The 16,926-nt window shown below is 69.5% G+C and carries 21 protein-coding genes and 1 pseudogene; 6 read left to right on the forward strand and 16 right to left on the reverse strand.

Annotated features, from left to right (window positions below; translation table 11 throughout):
• On the forward strand, positions 1-182 hold a 182-nt coding region (locus ACWCP0_RS02435; RefSeq protein WP_451076971.1), incomplete at its 5' end, for an FG-GAP-like repeat-containing protein.
• A gap of 128 nt (positions 183-310) precedes the next feature.
• Here the strand turns inward: ACWCP0_RS02435 and ACWCP0_RS02440 are convergent.
• From ACWCP0_RS02440 to ACWCP0_RS02460, 5 genes are all read right to left on the reverse strand, one after another.
• The gene (locus tag ACWCP0_RS02440) at positions 311-1,642 is read right to left on the reverse strand and encodes a dicarboxylate/amino acid:cation symporter (protein WP_451076972.1); all 1,332 of its coding nucleotides are present in this window, start codon (positions 1,640-1,642) and stop codon (positions 311-313) included.
• Between the two features lie 422 nt (positions 1,643-2,064).
• Positions 2,065-2,361, reverse strand: coding sequence for a DUF4229 domain-containing protein (locus ACWCP0_RS02445; protein ID WP_451076973.1), 297 nt, complete (start codon positions 2,359-2,361; stop codon positions 2,065-2,067).
• A gap of 56 nt (positions 2,362-2,417) precedes the next feature.
• Positions 2,418-2,942 carry an N-acetyltransferase family protein gene (locus ACWCP0_RS02450; RefSeq protein ID WP_451076974.1) on the reverse strand — a complete coding sequence of 175 codons (525 nt, stop codon included), beginning with the start codon at positions 2,940-2,942 and terminating at the stop codon, positions 2,418-2,420.
• Between the two features lie 97 nt (positions 2,943-3,039).
• Complete coding sequence (gene mqnE / locus ACWCP0_RS02455; RefSeq protein ID WP_351226770.1) at positions 3,040-4,203, reverse strand: aminofutalosine synthase MqnE; 1,164 nt, start codon at positions 4,201-4,203, stop codon at positions 3,040-3,042.
• A 90-nt stretch (positions 4,204-4,293) separates the two neighbouring features.
• A complete protein-coding gene (locus tag ACWCP0_RS02460; RefSeq protein ID WP_451076975.1) occupies positions 4,294-4,749 on the reverse strand; it encodes an Lrp/AsnC family transcriptional regulator in 456 nt (151 codons plus the stop codon).
• A 115-nt stretch (positions 4,750-4,864) separates the two neighbouring features.
• Between ACWCP0_RS02460 and ACWCP0_RS02465 the strand changes: the two genes are divergently transcribed.
• Positions 4,865-5,017 carry a hypothetical protein gene (locus ACWCP0_RS02465; RefSeq protein WP_451076976.1) on the forward strand — a complete coding sequence of 51 codons (153 nt, stop codon included), beginning with the start codon at positions 4,865-4,867 and terminating at the stop codon, positions 5,015-5,017.
• Between the two features lie 56 nt (positions 5,018-5,073).
• On the opposite strand, the gene ACWCP0_RS02470 is transcribed toward ACWCP0_RS02465, so the two are convergent.
• Positions 5,074-5,748, reverse strand: a complete 675-nt coding sequence (locus ACWCP0_RS02470; protein WP_451076977.1) for a UbiX family flavin prenyltransferase — start codon at positions 5,746-5,748, stop codon at positions 5,074-5,076.
• 92 nt (positions 5,749-5,840) lie between these two features.
• Between ACWCP0_RS02470 and ACWCP0_RS02475 the strand changes: the two genes are divergently transcribed.
• Positions 5,841-6,446, forward strand: coding sequence for a rhomboid family intramembrane serine protease (locus ACWCP0_RS02475; protein WP_451076978.1), 606 nt, complete (start codon positions 5,841-5,843; stop codon positions 6,444-6,446).
• 3 nt (positions 6,447-6,449) lie between these two features.
• Here the strand turns inward: ACWCP0_RS02475 and mqnP are convergent, their stop codons facing one another.
• From mqnP to ACWCP0_RS02490, 3 genes are read right to left on the reverse strand one after another with little or no spacing between them, the layout of a single operon-like run.
• Positions 6,450-7,373, reverse strand: coding sequence for a menaquinone biosynthesis prenyltransferase MqnP (gene mqnP, locus ACWCP0_RS02480; RefSeq protein ID WP_451076979.1), 924 nt, complete (start codon positions 7,371-7,373; stop codon positions 6,450-6,452).
• On the reverse strand, positions 7,370-7,834 hold the full coding sequence (locus tag ACWCP0_RS02485; protein WP_451077019.1) for a hypothetical protein: 465 nt from the start codon (positions 7,832-7,834) through the stop codon (positions 7,370-7,372). Before ACWCP0_RS02485 ends, mqnP begins: the two co-directional genes overlap by 4 nt.
• A gap of 5 nt (positions 7,835-7,839) precedes the next feature.
• Positions 7,840-9,291 (reverse strand): menaquinone biosynthesis decarboxylase, encoded by a 1,452-nt coding sequence (locus tag ACWCP0_RS02490; RefSeq protein WP_451076980.1) that lies wholly within the window; start codon positions 9,289-9,291, stop codon positions 7,840-7,842.
• An 86-nt stretch (positions 9,292-9,377) separates the two neighbouring features.
• Between ACWCP0_RS02490 and ACWCP0_RS02495 the strand changes: the two genes are divergently transcribed.
• From ACWCP0_RS02495 to ACWCP0_RS02505, 3 genes are read left to right on the forward strand one after another with little or no spacing between them, the layout of a single operon-like run.
• Positions 9,378-9,698 (forward strand): PLD nuclease N-terminal domain-containing protein, encoded by a 321-nt coding sequence (locus ACWCP0_RS02495; protein ID WP_451076981.1) that lies wholly within the window; start codon positions 9,378-9,380, stop codon positions 9,696-9,698.
• 42 nt (positions 9,699-9,740) lie between these two features.
• Positions 9,741-10,196, forward strand: coding sequence for a nucleoside deaminase (locus tag ACWCP0_RS02500; RefSeq protein ID WP_451076982.1), 456 nt, complete (start codon positions 9,741-9,743; stop codon positions 10,194-10,196).
• Positions 10,186-11,115 carry an isopenicillin N synthase family dioxygenase gene (locus ACWCP0_RS02505; protein ID WP_451076983.1) on the forward strand — a complete coding sequence of 310 codons (930 nt, stop codon included), beginning with the start codon at positions 10,186-10,188 and terminating at the stop codon, positions 11,113-11,115. The genes ACWCP0_RS02500 and ACWCP0_RS02505 overlap by 11 nt, the downstream gene beginning before the upstream one ends.
• Here the strand turns inward: ACWCP0_RS02505 and ACWCP0_RS02510 are convergent.
• The 7 genes and pseudogenes from ACWCP0_RS02510 to ACWCP0_RS02540 all read right to left on the reverse strand — a co-directional run bounded on the left by ACWCP0_RS02510 (position 11,102) and on the right by ACWCP0_RS02540 (position 16,751).
• Positions 11,102-11,635: an SRPBCC domain-containing protein gene (locus ACWCP0_RS02510; protein WP_451076984.1), complete on the reverse strand. Its 534-nt coding sequence runs from the start codon at positions 11,633-11,635 to the stop codon at positions 11,102-11,104. The genes ACWCP0_RS02505 and ACWCP0_RS02510 overlap by 14 nt on opposite strands.
• Before the next feature lie 32 nt (positions 11,636-11,667).
• Complete coding sequence (locus ACWCP0_RS02515) at positions 11,668-12,204, reverse strand: CU044_5270 family protein (protein ID WP_451077020.1); 537 nt, start codon at positions 12,202-12,204, stop codon at positions 11,668-11,670.
• A pseudogene (locus ACWCP0_RS02520) lies at positions 12,147-12,421 on the reverse strand (RNA polymerase sigma factor); the annotation flags it as partial. The pseudogene ACWCP0_RS02520 and the gene ACWCP0_RS02515, both read right to left, overlap by 58 nt.
• Positions 12,422-12,492: 71 nt before the next feature.
• On the reverse strand, positions 12,493-13,578 hold the full coding sequence (gene ccsB / locus ACWCP0_RS02525; RefSeq protein ID WP_451076985.1) for a c-type cytochrome biogenesis protein CcsB: 1,086 nt from the start codon (positions 13,576-13,578) through the stop codon (positions 12,493-12,495).
• A gap of 82 nt (positions 13,579-13,660) precedes the next feature.
• On the reverse strand, positions 13,661-15,400 hold the full coding sequence (resB, locus tag ACWCP0_RS02530) for a cytochrome c biogenesis protein ResB (RefSeq protein ID WP_451076986.1): 1,740 nt from the start codon (positions 15,398-15,400) through the stop codon (positions 13,661-13,663).
• A 3-nt stretch (positions 15,401-15,403) separates the two neighbouring features.
• Complete coding sequence (locus tag ACWCP0_RS02535; protein ID WP_451076987.1) at positions 15,404-16,141, reverse strand: cytochrome c biogenesis CcdA family protein; 738 nt, start codon at positions 16,139-16,141, stop codon at positions 15,404-15,406.
• A 1-nt stretch (position 16,142) separates the two neighbouring features.
• A complete protein-coding gene (locus tag ACWCP0_RS02540) occupies positions 16,143-16,751 on the reverse strand; it encodes a TlpA family protein disulfide reductase (RefSeq protein ID WP_451076988.1) in 609 nt (202 codons plus the stop codon).
• Positions 16,752-16,926 lie beyond the last annotated feature (175 nt).

The raw sequence follows: 16,926 nt of genomic DNA on the forward strand, positions 1-16,926 counted from the left end.
GGAACATCTACAACCAACTCAGCGCCACCGGTGACCTCACCGCCGACGGAAAGTCGGACCTCGTCGCCCGCGACACCACCGGGACCCTATGGCTCTACCGCGGCACCGGCAACGCCGCCGCCCCCTTCGCCACCCGCACCAAAATCGGCGGAGGCTGGAACATCTACAACAACATCACCTGAGCACTCCGTCGGACGGATCTGCACCCAGGCATCCGTCCGTCCGCGGTGATGGGAATGGGACGAGAAGCGCCCCGGATCGCATGGGATCCGGGGCGCTTCCGTCGATCAAGTCAACGAGCCGACGCCTGTCAGGCCGTAACGGGGACAGCCACCTTCGGCTCGGTCTCGCGCGCATTCACCTCGTCGATCGGTGACGACGTCGCCGCGCTGTACGCATCGCGGTCAAGGATGTTCTCGCGAGCAGCCACGATCACAGGTGTTACTACTTGACCGGCAACGTTCGTGGCCGTGCGGATCATGTCCAGGATCGGGTCGATCGCCATCAGCAGACCGACGCCCTCCAGCGGGAGGCCCAGCGTGGAGAGGGTCAGGGTCAGCATGACCGTCGCGCCCGTGAGGCCCGCGGTGGCCGCCGAGCCGACGACCGAGACGAAGGCGATCAGCAGGTACTCCTTGACGCCCAGCTCGACGCCGAAGATCTGCGCGATGAAGATCGCGGCGAGCGCCGGGTAGATCGCGGCGCAGCCGTCCATCTTGGTCGTCGCGCCGAACGGGACGGCGAAGGAGGTGTACTCCTTCGGCACGCCGAGACGCTCGGTGACCTTGACCGTGACCGGCATCGTGCCGACCGAGGAGCGGGAGACGAAGGCCAGCTGGATCGCCGGCCACGCGCCCTTGAAGAACTGCAGCGGGTTGACCTTCGCGACGGTCGCGAGCAGCAGCGGGTACACGCCGAACAGAACCAGCGCGCAGCCGATGTAGACGTCGGCGGTGAAGGTCGCGTACTTGCCGATGAGGTCCCAGCCGTAGTCGGCGATGGCGTAGCCGATGAGGCCGACCGTGCCGATCGGGGCGAGGCGGATGACCCACCACAGGGCCTTCTGGAGCAGCTCGAGGACGGACTCGCTGAGGGTGAGGATCGGCTTGGCACGCTCGCCGAGCGCCAGCGCCGCGATTCCCGCGACGGCCGCCATGAAGACGATCTGAAGGACGTTCAGCTCGGTGAAGGGCGTGATGACGTCCGTCGGGATGATCCCGGTGAGGAAGTCGATCCAGGAGCCCGCGTGCTCCGGCTTCCGGCCGTCCTTCGGGGTGAGGCCGGTGCCCGCGCCCGGGTTGGTGATCAGGCCGATCGCGAGGCCGATGGCGACCGCGATGAGCGAGGTGATCATGAACCAGAGCAGCGTGTGCGTGGCCAGTCGGGCGGCGTTGTTGACCTTGCGCAGGTTGGTGATCGACACAAGGATCGCGAAGAAGACGAGCGGGGCGACCGCCAGCTTCAGCAGCTGGACGAAGATTCCGCCGACCTGCTCGAGGGTCTTGTACAGCCAGTCGATGTCCTGGCTGCGGGCCAGCCAGCCGAGCAGGGCGCCGAGCACGAGACCGGCGACGATCTGGGCCCAGAAGGGGACGTCGGGTATGCGGCTGGTGCGGGTGGGCGTCGCGGAGTTCGCGGACACGGACACACTCCATCAGGGGGTCCCCCACGCTCTCAGGGCGTAGGGAAGTACGGGGGCGTACGGGGACAGGGTGCGGCGCCCGCGCCTGAGGACCAGGAGAAACGACGAGGAACCAGGGCGGCGCCGCTGTGATGCCGGGTCAGACCGAGCGGCAACAGACCGCGGACATACAGCGGCAGAGATCGACGTGCAGGCGCGCCACGAGCGGAGGGCTCATGGCTGCGTGAGGGCGCACTGCTGTCGTCATGGGCAACACGTTAACACTTGAACTTTGAGAACCTCAAAGCCCTGCTTTGAGGCGGGAACCCGCCAAGCGGAAAGCCGCCCCCCTCGAAGCACCGGAACACGCCAACACCCCGTACGGGAGCGGCTGCTCGGGTACGGGGTGTCGGACGAATATGAGGAGTCTTACATTCCGCTCATTACCGGAGGGCGCTGTCCTCCTGCGAACGGTTCGCCTCCAGCCGGGACTTCGCCCGGTCGACCTTCGTCACGATCTGCTCGGACATCGCGTCGCGCTGCTTGCGCAGAAGGACGAAGCTCAGCGGCGCCGAGATCACGATGGCGAGGACCAGCACCCACAGCAGGTTCGCGTCACCGAGGCCGCGCGGCAGCACCCTCAGGTACACGAGTCCCCACAGGACGAAGAAGCAGCCGGCGAAGACGCCGAGCCGCATGAGCGTGTACCGGAGCGTGGCGCTCGTCTTGCTGTCGGACACGACGGCCCCTTTCCCTTCACTGACGTGCCCGTCCAGTGAAGCACGTCCCGAATTGATCAGTTCAGGGGGAGCAGCATCGTGATGTCGTCGCGGTCGTCCCCTTCGGCCACCCGGATCGCGCTGGGCACTCGTCCGACCTCTTTGTAGCCGCACGAGGCGTAGAACGTCTCCAGGCCGAGGCCGCCGCGGCAGGTGAGCCGTATCGCCTCGATGCCGCCCAGTCCGCGGGCCGCGTCGGCGGCGGCGGCGAGCAGTTCGCGGCCGTACCCCTTGCCCTGGTGGCGAGGGTGGACCATCACGGTGTAGAGCCAGATCCAGTGCCGCATCAGCCGGTGCGTGTTGTGGGTGAGGAAGGCTGCGGCCGCGAGCTGCCCGTCCTCGTCGTACGCGACGAGCAGCCGCTTCCGTCCCTCGGCGATTCCGGCCAGATGCTTCAGCCACTCGGGCCGTATGTCGTCCGCCGTGACGGGTGGTACGAAGCCCACGGCCCCACCCGCGTTGGACACGTCCGCCCAGAGCGCGAGCACTCCGTCGCGCAGGGCGGGCCCAACGGGCGGATCGAGCTGGAAGACGAGGGCCATGCCCCGAAGGTAACAACCGGCCGGGACTCCCCCGGAACCCGTCCGGCTGTGAGAACGGACACCCGCTCCCGCCGGCCCCGGGGGAGCCCCCGGACCGTCAGACCCGCATCGGCTGCGGCGACTCGCGGCGGTCCGCGTCCGGGCCCGGGTACTCGCGGATGATCTCGTAGCGGGTGTTCCGCTCGACCGGGCGGAAGCCCGCGTCGCGGATCAGCTCCAGCAGGTCGTCGCGGGTGAGCTTGTTGGGGGTGCCGTAGTTGTCGGCGTCATGCGTGATCTTGTACTCGACGACCGAGCCGTCCATGTCGTCCGCGCCGTGCTGCAGCGCCAGCTGGGCCGTCTGGACGCCGTGCATGACCCAGAAGACCTTGACGTGCGGGACGTTGTCGAAGAGGAGCCGCGAGACCGCGAAGGTCTTGAGCGCCTCGGCGCCCGTCGCCATCGTCGTCCGCGCCTGAAGGCGGTTGCGGACCTTGCCGTCCTTCATGTCGACGAAGTCGTGCTGGTAGCGCAGCGGGATGAAGACCTGGAAGCCGCCGGTCTCGTCCTGGAGTTCACGCAGCCTCAGGACGTGGTCCACCCGGTGCCGGGGCTCCTCGATGTGCCCGTACAGCATCGTGCACGGGGTCTTCAGACCCTTCTCGTGCGCGAGGCGGTGGATGCGCGACCAGTCCTCCCAGTGGGTGCGGTGGTCGACGATGTGCTGCCGGACCTCCCAGTCGAAGATCTCGGCGCCGCCGCCGGTGAGCGACTCGAGACCGGCCTCGATCAGCTCGTCGAGGATCTCGGACGCGGAGAGCCCGGAGATGGTCTCGAAGTGGTGGATCTCCGTCGCCGTGAAGGCCTTCAGCGAGACGTTCGGCAGGGCCTTCTTCAGCTCGCTCAGCGACCGCGGGTAGTAGCGCCACGGCAGGTTGGGGTGGAGCCCGTTGACGATGTGCAGCTCGGTGAGGTTCTCGTTCTCCATCGCCTTGGCGAGGCGGACGGCCTCCTCGATGCGCATGGTGTACGCGTCCTTCTCGCCCGGTTTGCGCTGGAACGAGCAGTACGCGCAGGACGCGGTGCACACATTCGTCATGTTGAGGTGCCGGTTGACGTTGAAGTGGACGACGTCGCCGTTCTTGCGCGTACGCACCTCGTGGGCGAGGCCACCGAGCCAGGCCAGGTCGTCCGACTCGTACAGAGCGATGCCGTCCTCGCGGCTGAGCCGCTCGCCGGCGCGGACCTTCTCCTCCAGCTCGCGCTTGAGCCCCGCGTCCATTAAGCCGCCTCCCATACGTCAACCAATCGGGCCTCACACACCGTACTCCCCCGCACTTCAGGGGCGAGGGCGCCCCCACAGCGCTCCGCGCTAGGCCTCTTCGGGAAGTTCGCCGACCCGGTTCTCCCACTTCGTGGAGAGCACGATCGTCGTACGCGTCCGCGAGACGCCCTTCGTCCCGGACAGCCGGCGGATCGTCTTCTCCAGTCCGTCGACGTCGCTCACCCGCACCTTGAGCATGTACGAGTCGTCGCCCGCGATGAACCAGCAGTCCTCGATCTCCTCGAGGTCGCGCAGCCGGCGCGCCACATCCTCGTGGTCGGCGGCGTCGGAGAGGGAGATGCCGATCAGCGCGGTGACGCCGAGGCCGAGCGAGGCGGCGTCGACGGTCGCGCGGTATCCGGTGATGACGCCCGCCGCCTCCAGGCGGTTGATGCGGTCGGTGACGGAGGGACCGGAGAGTCCGACGAGCCGGCCGAGCTCGGCGTACGAAGCTCTGCCGTTCTCGCGCAGAGCCTGGATGAGCTGCCTATCCACGGCGTCCATATGCCTGAGCCTTCCATTATTCAGCGGTACCGCAAGTTTACGTGTAGAATCTAAGGCACACAGGGCCGACACCCTGTGAATCTTTTCAAACGATCACAGACGATCCATACAGGAGATGACACTCACCGTGTACACGATCGAGATGGCCTACGCCCACATGCGACAGCTGCAGGAGCTGGCCAGCCGCTCGCGTGCTCACCAGCCTGCCGCCGCGCACCGCACCGACCGGACGGCCCGTCCCGCCCGCCGCGCGGCCAAGAAGCGCTAGGTCCCGTCCGACAGGACCCAGGCCCCTTCGGGCAGGACCCGGTTCCTGTCCGATCCCTAGTCACCTCGGGACTGGGCACCACCCAGCTCCCCCTCCCAACGGCGGTACAGCCGGTGCGGCACCCCTGCCGCATCCAGCACCCGCCCCGCGACGAAGTCCACCAGATCCTGGATGTGCGTCGCCCCCGCGTAGAACGCCGGAGAGGCGGGCAGGACGACAGCGCCCGCCTCGTCCAGCGCCACAAGATGCTTCAGGGTCTGCCCGTTCAGCGGGGTCTCCCGCACCGCGACCACCAGCTTCCGGCGCTCCTTCAGCGTCACGCTCGCCGTCCGCTGCAGCAGGTCCTTCGACAGTCCGAGCGCCACGCCCGCGACACACGCGGTCGACGCCGGCACGATCAGCATCCCCTTGACGGGGTACGAGCCCGACGACGGTCCCGCGGCGAGGTCCCCTGCGGCCCAGTGCCGTACGTCCGCGGCCTCGTCCACCGCGAAGGTGCCGGGCTTGCCGTCGGCACCCCGCTCCAGCCACACGCGCAGATCGTCGCGCCAGTGGGCGTCCCGGAAAGCGATGCCGGTCTCGTCCAGCAGGGTGAGCCGCGATGCCCGCGACACCACCAGGTCGACGCTCTCACCGGCGTCGAGCAGTCCGCGTAGCACGGCGGCGGCGTACGGGGTCCCGGACGCCCCGGAGACCCCGACGACCCACGGGGTGCGGTTGGCGTCATTCATGGCATCGAGCCTATCCGGCCGCAGGGTGGCGGAACTGAGTAAGGTCTCCCGGACGTTTCCGGGGGAGACGCAGAGACCTCAGGGGGGCCGCGATGTCGACCAGGGCACTCGAACGGAGCCGGACCGACCGGGCGATGGCGGCAGGCAAGCTGATGCTGGGCTGGGTCGCGCTGCTGTGGCTCCTGGAGGTTGTGGACCTCGCGACGGGCCACAGCCTCGATCCGTACGGGATCACGCCGCGCGAGGTCGGCGAGCTGCGGGACATCGTCCCCGCGGCCTTCCTCCACTTCGGCTTCGACCACCTCACGGCCAACACGTTCCCGCTCCTCGTGCTCGGCTTTCTCGCCGCCCTCGGAGGCATACGCCGCTTCCTGGGGGTCGTCGCCACCGTCGTGCTGGCGTCGGGCCTGGGCGTCTGGCTGACCTCACCCGAGGGCTCCCTCACGCTGGGCGCATCGGGCGTTGTGTTCGGCCTCTTCGGCTATGTGCTGGTCCGTGGGTTCGTGGACCGCAGCGCGGTGGACGTGGTGGTCGGCCTGCTCGTGGCGGCGTTCTACGGCTCGATCCTGTGGGGCGTGCTGCCCACCGCGTCGGGGGTGAGCTGGCAGGGCCACCTCTTCGGTCTGCTGGGCGGCGTGGCGGCGGCCTTCGTCTTCCGCCACCACCGCACCCCGCAGCGGGCCCCGCTCACACCGTGAGCCTCACACCGTGAGGCCCCGCGCCAGCAGGTCCAGCAGAGCGCACGCGAAGAGCGCGATGCCGATGAAGCCGTTCACCGTGAAGAACGCCCGGTTCAGCCGGGACAGGTCGTGCGGGCGCACGATCGTGTGCTCGTAGCCGAAGGCGACGGCGACGATCACCAGTCCCGTCCAGAAGAAGAGGCCGGCGCCAGTGGCGAGGGCGTACCAGACGAACAGGCCCATCGTCACCGCGTGACACACCCGCGCACCCCACAGCGCCGCCGGCACCCCGAAGCGTGCCGGCACCGACTTCACGCCTTCGGCACGGTCGGCCCGGACGTCCTGGCAGGCGAAGATCAGGTCGAAGCCGCCGATCCACACGCCGACCGCCAGGCCGAGGATCACCGCGTCCCAGGACCAGGTCCCGGTGACCGCGATCCATGCGCCGACCGGGCCCATCGCCTGGGCGAGGCCCAGTATCGCGTGCGGGAAGTTCGTGAAGCGCTTCCCGTACGGATAGACCACCATCGGGACGACCGCGACGGGTGCGAGGGCCAGGCACAGCGGATTGAGCAGCGCCGCCGCGCCCAGGAAGATCACGACCGCGATGCCCGCCCCGGTCCACGCGGACCGCACGGACACCGCGCCCGTGACCAGCTCCCGTCCCGCGGTGCGCGGGTTACGGGCGTCGATCTCGCGGTCGATGATCCGGTTGCAGGCCATCGCGAAGGTCCGCAGGCCCACCATCGCGACGGTGACCAGCAGCAGATCGGTCCAGTGGATGTTCCGGTCCAGCTGGAACATCGCGGTGAGGGACGCGATGTAGGCGAACGGCAGCGCGAAGACCGAGTGCTCGATCATCACGAGCCGCAGGAACGCCTTGACCTTGCCGGTCGGCTGCGGCGTGGAGCCGGGGCCGACTACGCCGTCTGCGGTGGTGGTCATACCAGGCTCCTCCGGAAGTCCTCCAGCTCGTCGCGGAGGTCCGCGACGGGCAGCGCCCCCAGCTCCAGTTCGAGCGGGTCCTCACCGCCGTCGGGCGAAGTGACGCGGGCGAGCAGGGCCACCCGGTCGTCGCCGCGGGTGCGGCCGTCCAGGCCGAGCGCACCGTCCGCGAGGTCCAGCGCGAAGTCGGCGTCGCCGTCCAGCGCCGTCACCAGGGCGTCCGCGAACGCGGCGGCCTCGGCGTCGGCGAAGCCGGGCAGGACGAAGCCGCGGCTCTCGCCGTCGGCCCGGTCGGCGAGCAGCTGCCAGGTGCCCTCGGGGCCGGCGAACTCCTCCGGGGAGACCCCGGCCCGCTCGGCCGCGAGGCGCAGCCCCGGGTCGTTCACGTCCAGCTCGGGGCGCACCAGCGCCACGCACGGGGTGTCGGCGCCGAGGAACAGGGCGGGACCGCCCACGGCCATGGGGCTCACAGGCCGTACTCCTTCCAGCGGCGGTCGACCAGCGCCGCCGTGTCCGGGTCGGAGAGCACCATGTTCGGCCAGCCCCCGTCCCGGGTGTAGCCCTCCTCGGGCCACTTCCTGGTCGCGTCGATTCCGGCCTTGCCGCCCCAGAACTGCTGGTAGGAGGAGTGGTCCAGATGGTCCACGGGGCCCTCGACCACCGTCAGGTCACGGGCGTAGTCGGTGTTGCCGAGCGCCCGCCACGACACCTCGTGCAGATCGTGGACGTCGCAGTCGGAGTCGACGACCACGATCAGCTTGGTCAGCGACATCATGTGCGCGCCCCAGATCGCGTGCATGACCTTCTGCGCGTGCTTCGGGTACTTCTTGTCGATCGAGACGATCGCGCAGTTGTGGAAGCCCCCCGACTCGGGCAGGTGGTAGTCCACGATGTCCGGCACGATGATCTTCAGCAGGGGCAGGAAGAAGCGTTCCGTCGCGCGCCCCAGCGGGCCGTCCTCGGTCGGCGGGCGGCCGACCACGATCGACTGGAGCAGCGGGCGCTTGCGCATCGTCACACAGTCGATCGTCAGCGCGGGGAAGTCCTCCTGCGGCGTGTAGAAGCCGGTGTGGTCGCCGAACGGGCCCTCGGGAAGCACCTTCCCCGGCTCCAGCCAGCCCTCCAGCACGACCTCCGCCTGCGCGGGCACCTGCAGCGGCACGGTCTTGCAGTCCACCATCTCGATGCGCTTGCCCTGGACGAAGCCGGCGAAGAGGTACTCGTCGATGTCGCCGGGCAGCGGCGCCGTGGAGGCGTACGTGACGGCCGGCGGGCAGCCGAAGGCGATCGCGACGGGCAGCTTCTCGCCGCGCCGCGCGGCCACCTGGTAGTGGTTGCGGCTGTCCTTGTGGATCTGCCAGTGCATGCCGATGGTGCGCTTGTCGTGGCGCTGGAGGCGGTACAGCCCGAGGTTGCGCACGCCCGACTCCGGGTCCTTGGTGTGCGTCAGACCGAGGTTGAAGAAGGAGCCGCCGTCCTCGGGCCAGGTGAACAGCGCGGGCAGCCGGTCCAGATCGACGTCGTCCCCGCGCAGGACGACCTCCTGCACCGGGGCGTCCTTCACCTTCTTCGGCGGGACGTGCGTCATGGCGCCGAGCTTCCCGAACGCCTCGCGCACCCCCACGAACCCGTGCGGCAGCTCGGGCTTCAGCAGCCCGCCGATCTTCGTGCTGATCTCGTCGTACGACTTCAGACCGAGCGCCTTGAGCAGCCGGCGGTCCGTCCCGTACACGTTCATCGCGAGCGGCATCGACGAGCCGCGCACGTGCTCGAAGAGGAGCGCAGGGCCGCCGGACTTCTGGACCCGGTCGACGATCTCCCCGACTTCCAGATACGGGTCGACTTCGGTCTTGATGCGCTTGAGGTCGCCCTCGCGCTCCAGTGCGCGCAGCAGCGAGCGAAGATCGTCGTAAGCCATGCCGTCCAGTATCGGCCACTCGCTACGCTGGAGCTGTCACGGGGGCCGTGCCCACGGTCCCGATCTCCGCACGCAGGGGGCCGCCCATGCTTCGGGTACTGATGTTCTTGGTGCCGCTGGCACTCAGCATCTACGCCTTCATCGACTGCATCTCCACCGACGAGCAGGAGATCAGGTACATCCCCAAGCCGATCTGGGCGATCCTCGTGCTGCTCTTCCCGCTCGTCGGCTCGATCTCCTGGCTGATCGCCGGCAAGAAGCGCACGGCCGTGCGGCCGGAGCGCGGCGACCGCTGGGTGGCCCCGGACGACAACCCGGACTTCCTGAGGTCCCTCGACGACGAGACCGATCCGACGAAGGATCCGGGGCAGGACCCCAGGCGGGACGAGGACCCGGGCAAGTCCTGACGGGCAGGGCCGGCTGAACGGGCTGCGGAAGGAGCCGGGGTCATGGACCAGGCGCAGGCACGGCACTGGCTGTCCACCGCTCTCGCCGAGGCCCGTGCCGGCCTCGCGGAGGGCGGCATCCCGATCGGCGCCGCGCTGTACGGCGCGGACGGTGCCCTCCTCGGCCGCGGCCACAACCGCCGCGTCCAGGACGACGATCCCTCGCTGCACGCGGAGACGGCCGCGTTCCGGGCGGCCGGGCGGCAGCGCTCGTACCGCGGTACGACGATGGTCACGACCCTCTCCCCCTGCTGGTACTGCTCCGGGCTCGTCCGGCAGTTCGGCATCTCCCGGGTCGTCGTCGGCGAGGCCGAGACCTTCCACGGCGCCCATGACTGGCTCGCCGCGCACGGCGTGGACGTCGTGGTCCTGGACGACCCCGAATGCACGGCCCTGATGCGTGAGTTCATCGGCAGGCACCCCGAGCTGTGGAGCGAGGACATCGGCGATGACCAGTGACCGCATTCCCGTGATCGACCTGGCGCCCTGGCTCGCCGGGGACCAGAAGGCCCGCGCCCGGACCGCCGCCACCGTCGACGAGGCCCTGCGCACCGCGGGCTTCCTGCTCGTCACCGGCCACGGGGTCGGCCAGGACCTGCGGTCGGAGATCCGGGAGTCGGCCCGCGGCTTCTTCCGCCTCCCGCAGGCGGCGAAGGAGCCGTACGCGGTGAGGGTCGGCGGGCGCGGCTGGCTCGGGCCCGGGGCGGAGGCCAACGGCTACGCGGAGGGCACGCGGACGCCGCCCGATCTCAAGGAGTCGCTGTCCTTCGCTGCGGAGGAACCGAGCGGCGACCCGGCGGTCGACGCGGAGTGGTTCCTGTCGAACACCTGGCCGGGCGAGTGTCCCTCGCTGCGTCCTGCCGTGGAGGCGTATCTGGCCGCGATGCGGGCGCTGTCGGATCGGCTCCTCGGCCTGCTGGGGGTGGCGCTCGGCGAGTCCGAGGACTTCTTCACCCGGCACACCGCACATCCGACCTGGGGTTTCAACATCAACTGGTATCCCGGCCGGGACACCGTCGGCGAGCCGCAGCCCGGCCAGTTCCGGATCGGCCCGCACACCGACTTCGGCACGGTCACCGTCCTCGACCGGCAGACCGGCAAGGGCGGTCTCCAGGTCTTCACGGACGAGGGCGGCTGGGAGGACGCCCCGTACGCACCGGACGCGCTGACCGTCAACATCGGGGACCTCATGGCCCGCTGGACCGGCGGCCGCTGGTGCTCGGGACGCCATCGGGTGCTGCCGCCGCCCGCCGACGCACCGGCGGAGGAGCTGATGTCGCTCGTCTACTTCTACGAGTGCGATCCGGGTACCGATGTGCGGGGCATCGACTCGCACACGTATCTGCGGGCCCAGCTGGACGCGATCACGGCCGGCTGACGTACTCGTCGCGCAGCTGCCGGAAGCGGTCCGGGGTCCAGCCGGACCAGTCCATGGGCCGACCGTCGAGCGCGGTGTCCAGGTACTCGAAGTGCTGGTGCCAGCCGGCCAGATTGTCGAGGCGCTGCTCGTCGGTCCCGGTGAACTCGTTGGTGAAGCGCAGGACCGTCGCCAGCGAGTCCGCGGGGGCCGGCTCCATGTGGAAGCGGATTCGGCCATGGAGCTCGACGGTGTACTCGGCGACCGCCTCCCTGTCCCAGGCCGTCACCCGCCCGGAGACCACCGTCCCCTCCCCCTCCGCGGGAGCGTTGAGCCACCGGAGCGTCACCCGCCCGTCGAGGTGCGGCTCCAGCAGGTCGGCGGCGGCCAGCCACTGGGGCAAGCCCTCCGGGGTCGCCACGGCGACCCAGACGTTCACCACGGGGTGCGGCAGGTGCATCACGAAGTGCAGCACGTGGGTGTCGCCATCGGCGCCCTCGCGGGTCTCGCTGGTGCCATGAGGGATCGCTTCGGTCGTCATGGCACCAGCGTCGCCCGTGCGGGCCGGGCCCGCTACCGTGTCTCGCCCACCCGGTCGACCACCGCGCGCTCCAGGATCGCGCTCGTGCCGGCGAGCTCGCCCTTCTCCGGTCCGTCCTCGGTGTCACGGACGGCGATGTCGCGCTCGCCGAGGAGTTCCTTGGCGTTCCTGTCGAAGATCAGCTGCGCGCGGATGCCGTCGTCCTCGCGGGCGATCGCGACCCCGTGCCGCCCGGCGGCGTCGGCCACGTCGTCGACGACGACCGCGCCCGGGATCTTCGCCGCTGCGCGGCAGAGCGCGGCGCCGACCTCAGGGGGCAGGGCGTTCTCCCGGATCAGGTCACCGACAAGGGCGAACATCTGCTGCTCCTCGCTGTTGCTCCCGCCGCCGTCGGCGTTCTCGCGGAGCCGGTCCAGCATCGTGCCGGGGTCGGTCAGGGTCTCCAGATGCCGGTAGCTGCCTCGACCCGCCCGCCTGCCGGGCTCGATCCGGGACGCGCCGACCCCGTCGGCCGCATGCCGGCGCGCCGCGTGTTGCGCGTGACGTTCGTGGCGATGCCGAGCAGCCAGGGCGGCAGCGAGCCGCCCTCCGGGTCGACCCTGCCGCGCAGCCGCCCACGCCTCCAGGAACGTCAGCGACACGACGTCCTCCGCGACCGCCCGCCCACTCCCCCGTGAGCCGGTAGGCGTGGGGGTAGACGGAGCGGGCGTGCGCGTCGAACAGCGTGCCGAAGGCGTCGTGGTCGCCTGCGCGCACACGCGTCCTCAGTTGTGTTTCCACGCCCATTCATCTGTCCGTACGGCAAAGGCCGGTTCCCATGACCTGCGTCACAGGAACCGGCCTTTGCGTCGGATCCGTCAGACCCCGGCGTAGCTGTGGAGACTGTTCACGAAGATGTTGACGCCGTAGTAGTTGAAGAGGAAGCAGGCGAAGGCGACCAGCGCGATGTACGCGGCCTTGCGGCCCTTCCAGCCCGCGGTCGCACGCGCGTGGAGATACGCGGCGTACGCGACCCAGGTGATGAAGGACCAGACCTCCTTGGCGTCCCAGCCCCAGTAGCGGCCCCAGGCGTCGCCGGCCCAGATCGCGCCCGCGATGATCGTGAAGGTCCACAGCGGGAAGACCGCGGCGTTGACGCGGTAGGCGAACTTGTCGAGGGAGGCCGCGGCGGGCAGGCGCTCCAGCACCGAGCGGGCGAAGGAGCCGGGGTTGCCACCGTTCTCCAGCTTGTTCTCGTACGAATCCCGGAAGAGGTACAGGAGCGTCGCGACGGCGCCCAGGTAGAAAACCGCTCCGCAGAAGATCGCCGTGGAGACGTGGATCCACAGCCAGTACGAGTGCAGCGCCGGGACCAGCTGGTCGCTCTCGGTGTAGAGCCAGGTGACGGCGATGCCGAGGTCCAGCAGGACCGTGGTGACCAGGGGCAGTCCGATCCAGCGGACGTTCTTCTTCGCGAAGAGGAAGCCCAGGTACGCGCCCACCACCACCGTGGAGAAGGTGGTGGAGAACTCGTACATGTTGCCCCAGGGAGCCCGCTGCACGGACACGGCGCGGGCGATGACGCCGGCCGCCTCGACGAGGAAGGCGAGGACGGTCAGCGAGACCGCGATCCGCCCGTAGAGGTCGCCCTTGGCCGTGCCGCCCGCGGCGCCGGGACCGTCCGGGACGTCGCGCTGTCCGGCCGCCGTGCGCGTGACGACCTTGGGGCGCTCCAGCACGGTCGTGCCGCCTCCTGCGGAGCCGGTGCTTGCACCTGCGGTCACGGCCGCTGCCGCCGCGGGGGCGGTCAGCGCGGCGGCGGTGCGGCCGACCTTGCTGCGGCTGCCGAAGACCCACTCGGCGATGTGCGCCAGGAACGCCAGGGTGTAGACGGCCATCGAGGAGTAGATCAGCACGTTGCTGAACTCGGCGAGGCTCTCGTTGTTGGCGGCGGCAAGATTCACTGGGTTGCCCCTCGGGAGGATTCATGCGGCTTCGAGCACGTGGGGTTGCCACCGGGGATCCGGGGGTCGTTCCCCGGGGATGTCAGCACTTCTCGGTCCCTTCGGCAGGAACAGTGTCGGCAGGATCGGGATCTGGGACGGGATCAGGCGCGGTCGGCGCCTGTGCGTTGAGAGTGACGGCCAGGTCCGCCAGCTCCTCGCCGAGCTTCGCGGACTCGCTCCGGCCGAGCCCCGCCATCTCGACGACGGTCAGCCCCCCGGTGGAGGAGTCGCCCCGTACGGCCCGGACCCAGATCCGGCGCCGCTGGATGAAGAGCGAGCCGACGAGCCCCGCGATCGCGGCGATCGCCCCGGCGAGGGCGAGACCGCTGCCGGGCTGCTGGGAGATCTGGAAGCTGGCCCACTCCTTGATCTCCTTCTCGAAGGTGACCGAGCCGGCGCCGTCGGGCAGCGTCATCGTCTCGCCGGGCAGCAGCGTCTGCTTGAACACATCGCCCTTGGCGTCCTTGAACGCCGTCATCTTGCTGGTGTCCAACTGGTACACGTTCTGCGGAAGTCCCGCATTCACCCGCAGATCGCCGTGGTACGCACCCAGGTTCAGGGCCGGGAAGACGAGGCCGGGGAACTGCGAGAGCATCTCGCCGTGGCCCTTGCCCGCGTACGTCGGGACGAAGAACGCGGGGAAGCCCAGCTGGTCCTTCTTGCCGTCCTTGTCCCGGTAGCCGTCCATCACCTTGATGACGCCGGTGGAGCTGACGTTGTTGTCGATGGGCAGCAGCGGCACCGCGTCCCGGAACACGACCTTGCCCCTGCCGTCCCGGACGGTGACGACGGGCGCGTAGCCGTGGGAGAGCAGATAGACCTTGGAGCCGTCGATCTTCAGGGGCTCGTTGACCCGGATGATGCGCTTCTTCTCCTGGCCCTCCGCGCCCTCCGTGTACGTCACGGCCGCCTCGAAGGTGCGCGGGGTGCCGCGCTGGGGCCCGTCGGCCTCGTACGTACCCGTGAAGCCGTCCAGCCGGAAGCTGAACGGGGCCAGCTCGTCGATGCCGAACAGGGAGCCGGACCTGAAGTCGTCGTACTGGGTGAGCGTGTTGGAGAAGCCACCGCCCTCGACGATCAGCTTGCCGCCCTCGGACTTGAAGAGCTGCCCGGCCGCGAAGGCCACCAGCATCACGATCAGCGCGACGTGGAAGACGAGGTTGCCCGCCTCGCGCAGATAGCCCTTCTCGGCGGCGACCGCCTCACCGGCGATGTGCGAGCGGAAGCGGCGCTTCTTGAGGAGCGCGAGCGCGGCCCGGCGGACCGCCTCGGGCTCGGCGTCCGTGCGCCAGGTCGTGTACGCGGGCAGCCGGGTGAGCCGCTTGGGGGCCGCCGGCGGGCGGCTGCGCAGCTGGCCGACGAATTGCCAGGTGCGGGGCACGATGCAGCCGATGAGCGAGACGAACAGCAGGATGTAGATCGCGGAGAACCACACCGAGCTGTAGACGTCGAAGAGCTGGAGCTTCTCGAAGACCGGCGTCCAGAACTCGTTGTTCGCCTTCCAGGCGGCCACCTTCGTCTCGTCCACGCTGTTCTGCGGGACGAGGGAGCCGGGGATCGCACCGAGCGAGAGCATGAAGAGCAGGATCAGGGCGACCCGCATCGACGTCAGCTGGCGCCAGAACCAGCGCATCCAGCCGATGACGCCGAGAGTGGGTCCGCCGACGGGCTCCGCCTGCTCGTCCTGAGGTGCGGTGGAGAGCCGGGCGGTCGCCGTCTCCTCGGCCACCGTCTCCTCGGCCACCGACTCCTCGGCCGCCGTCCGTGCCGTCTTGCTCATGGATCAGATCCCCACCTGGAAGCCTTCGGACCAGCCCTGCATCTCCTGCACGAGGATGTCCCACGCGCCTGTGAGGAGCAGGAGGCCGGTCACGATCATCATTCCGCCGCCGATGCGCATCACCCACGCATAGTGCCGCTTGACCCAGCCGAACGCACCGAGCGCCTTGCGGAAGGCGACCGCGGCGAGGATGAACGGCAGTCCGAGCCCGAGGCAGTACGCCAGGGTCAGCAGCGCGCCGCGGCCCGCGCTGGCCTGCTCCCATGCCAGGGCGTTGACGGAGCTCAGCGTCGGGCCGATGCACGGGGTCCAGCCGACACCGAAGAGGGCGCCGAGGACGGGCGCGCCGACCAGACCCGTCGTCGGCCGCTTGTGGAAGCGGAACTCGCGCTGGGTGAGGAAGGGCATCAGGCCCATGAAGAAGATCCCCATCAGGATCATCAGCACGCCGAGGACGGTGGTGAGGGTCTCCCGGTACTCCTGGAGGGTCCCGCCGAAGTAGCCGAAGAGCGCCCCGCCCGAGACGAAGACGGCGGAGAAGCCGAGCACGAAGAGGGAAGCCCCGGCGACCATCCGGCCTTTTCTGGCCTCGGCCAGATCGGTGCCGGTGACTCCGGTCACGTACGAGAGATAGCCGGGGACCAGCGGCAGCACGCACGGCGAGAAGAAGGAGACGAGACCCCCCAGCACGGCGATGGGCAGGGCGAGCAGCAGTGCCCCGTTGTAAACCGTCTCGTTCACGCTACTTCTCCGCGATCAGCGGGTCGACCATCGAGCGGAGCATCTTGTCGTCGAGGGGGCGCAGCGCGCGTGCGGCGATCTTCCCCTCCCGGTCGATGACGAGGGTGGTGGGAATGGCCTGCGGATTGAGGCTGCCCTTGGGGAATTTCAGGAGCAGCTTGCCGATCGGGTCGTGGAAGCTCGGGTAGCTGACACCGAATTCCTGCTCGAAGGCGCGCGCGGGCGCGGTCTGGGTGTCGCGGGTGTTGATGCCGACGAACTCCACGCCCTGGGCCTTGGTGTCCTTGGCGACCTTCTCCAGGTACTTGGCCTCGCTGCGGCAGGGCGTGCACCACGAGCCCCACACGTTCATGACGACGATCTTGCCCTTGTAGTCGGCGAGGTCGAGCGGCTTGCCCTGCAGGTCCTTGCCGGAGAGCTCCGGGGCAGCCACGCGCTTGCCCTTGGCAGCGGTGGAGATTCCGCCGGTGCTGGTGACGAAGTTGGTGTCGCCGCCGCCGCCGGACTTGCCGTTGGAGTCGCCGCTGCACGCCGACAGCGTGAGCGCGGCCGCAAGGGCACCGGCGCCGGCGGCGAGCAGAGTGCGTCGAGGGGCGCGGCTGAGGCTCATGTGAAAAGTTTCGCATGGGGCGTCGGGGGATCTTCCGCACCCCCCTCGGTGCCCGTAACGCCCGTTGTCAAGACCGATTAAGCGGTGGTCTCACGGAGGAAGGTGTTCCAGCCCCCCGCAGGGGACTGTCCGACCTCGAGCGTACGGAGCTTCGCGAGGATCTTCGGGTCCTGGA

It is taken from the genome of Streptomyces sp. NPDC001970, from assembly GCF_053594115.1.

Excerpts from the sequence above, each read along its gene's own strand:
- ACWCP0_RS02450 (WP_451076974.1), bottom strand. The coding sequence starts at position 2,942 with ATGGCCCTCGTCTTCCAGCTCGATCCGCCCGTTGGGCCCGCCCTGCGC.
- mqnE (WP_351226770.1), bottom strand. The coding sequence starts at position 4,203 with ATGGACGCGGGGCTCAAGCGCGAGCTGGAGGAGAAGGTCCGCGCCGGC.
- ACWCP0_RS02460 (WP_451076975.1), bottom strand. The coding sequence starts at position 4,749 with ATGGACGCCGTGGATAGGCAGCTCATCCAGGCTCTGCGCGAGAACGGC.
- ACWCP0_RS02465 (WP_451076976.1), top strand. The coding sequence starts at position 4,865 with ATGACACTCACCGTGTACACGATCGAGATGGCCTACGCCCACATGCGA.
- ACWCP0_RS02470 (WP_451076977.1), bottom strand. The coding sequence starts at position 5,748 with ATGAATGACGCCAACCGCACCCCGTGGGTCGTCGGGGTCTCCGGGGCG.
- ACWCP0_RS02475 (WP_451076978.1), top strand. The coding sequence starts at position 5,841 with ATGTCGACCAGGGCACTCGAACGGAGCCGGACCGACCGGGCGATGGCG.
- mqnP (WP_451076979.1), bottom strand. The coding sequence starts at position 7,373 with ATGACCACCACCGCAGACGGCGTAGTCGGCCCCGGCTCCACGCCGCAG.
- ACWCP0_RS02485 (WP_451077019.1), bottom strand. The coding sequence starts at position 7,834 with ATGGCCGTGGGCGGTCCCGCCCTGTTCCTCGGCGCCGACACCCCGTGC.
- ACWCP0_RS02490 (WP_451076980.1), bottom strand. The coding sequence starts at position 9,291 with ATGGCTTACGACGATCTTCGCTCGCTGCTGCGCGCACTGGAGCGCGAG.
- ACWCP0_RS02495 (WP_451076981.1), top strand. The coding sequence starts at position 9,378 with ATGCTTCGGGTACTGATGTTCTTGGTGCCGCTGGCACTCAGCATCTAC.
- ACWCP0_RS02500 (WP_451076982.1), top strand. The coding sequence starts at position 9,741 with ATGGACCAGGCGCAGGCACGGCACTGGCTGTCCACCGCTCTCGCCGAG.
- ACWCP0_RS02505 (WP_451076983.1), top strand. The coding sequence starts at position 10,186 with ATGACCAGTGACCGCATTCCCGTGATCGACCTGGCGCCCTGGCTCGCC.
- ACWCP0_RS02510 (WP_451076984.1), bottom strand. The coding sequence starts at position 11,635 with ATGACGACCGAAGCGATCCCTCATGGCACCAGCGAGACCCGCGAGGGC.
- resB (WP_451076986.1), bottom strand. The coding sequence starts at position 15,400 with ATGAGCAAGACGGCACGGACGGCGGCCGAGGAGTCGGTGGCCGAGGAG.
- ACWCP0_RS02540 (WP_451076988.1), bottom strand. The coding sequence starts at position 16,751 with ATGAGCCTCAGCCGCGCCCCTCGACGCACTCTGCTCGCCGCCGGCGCC.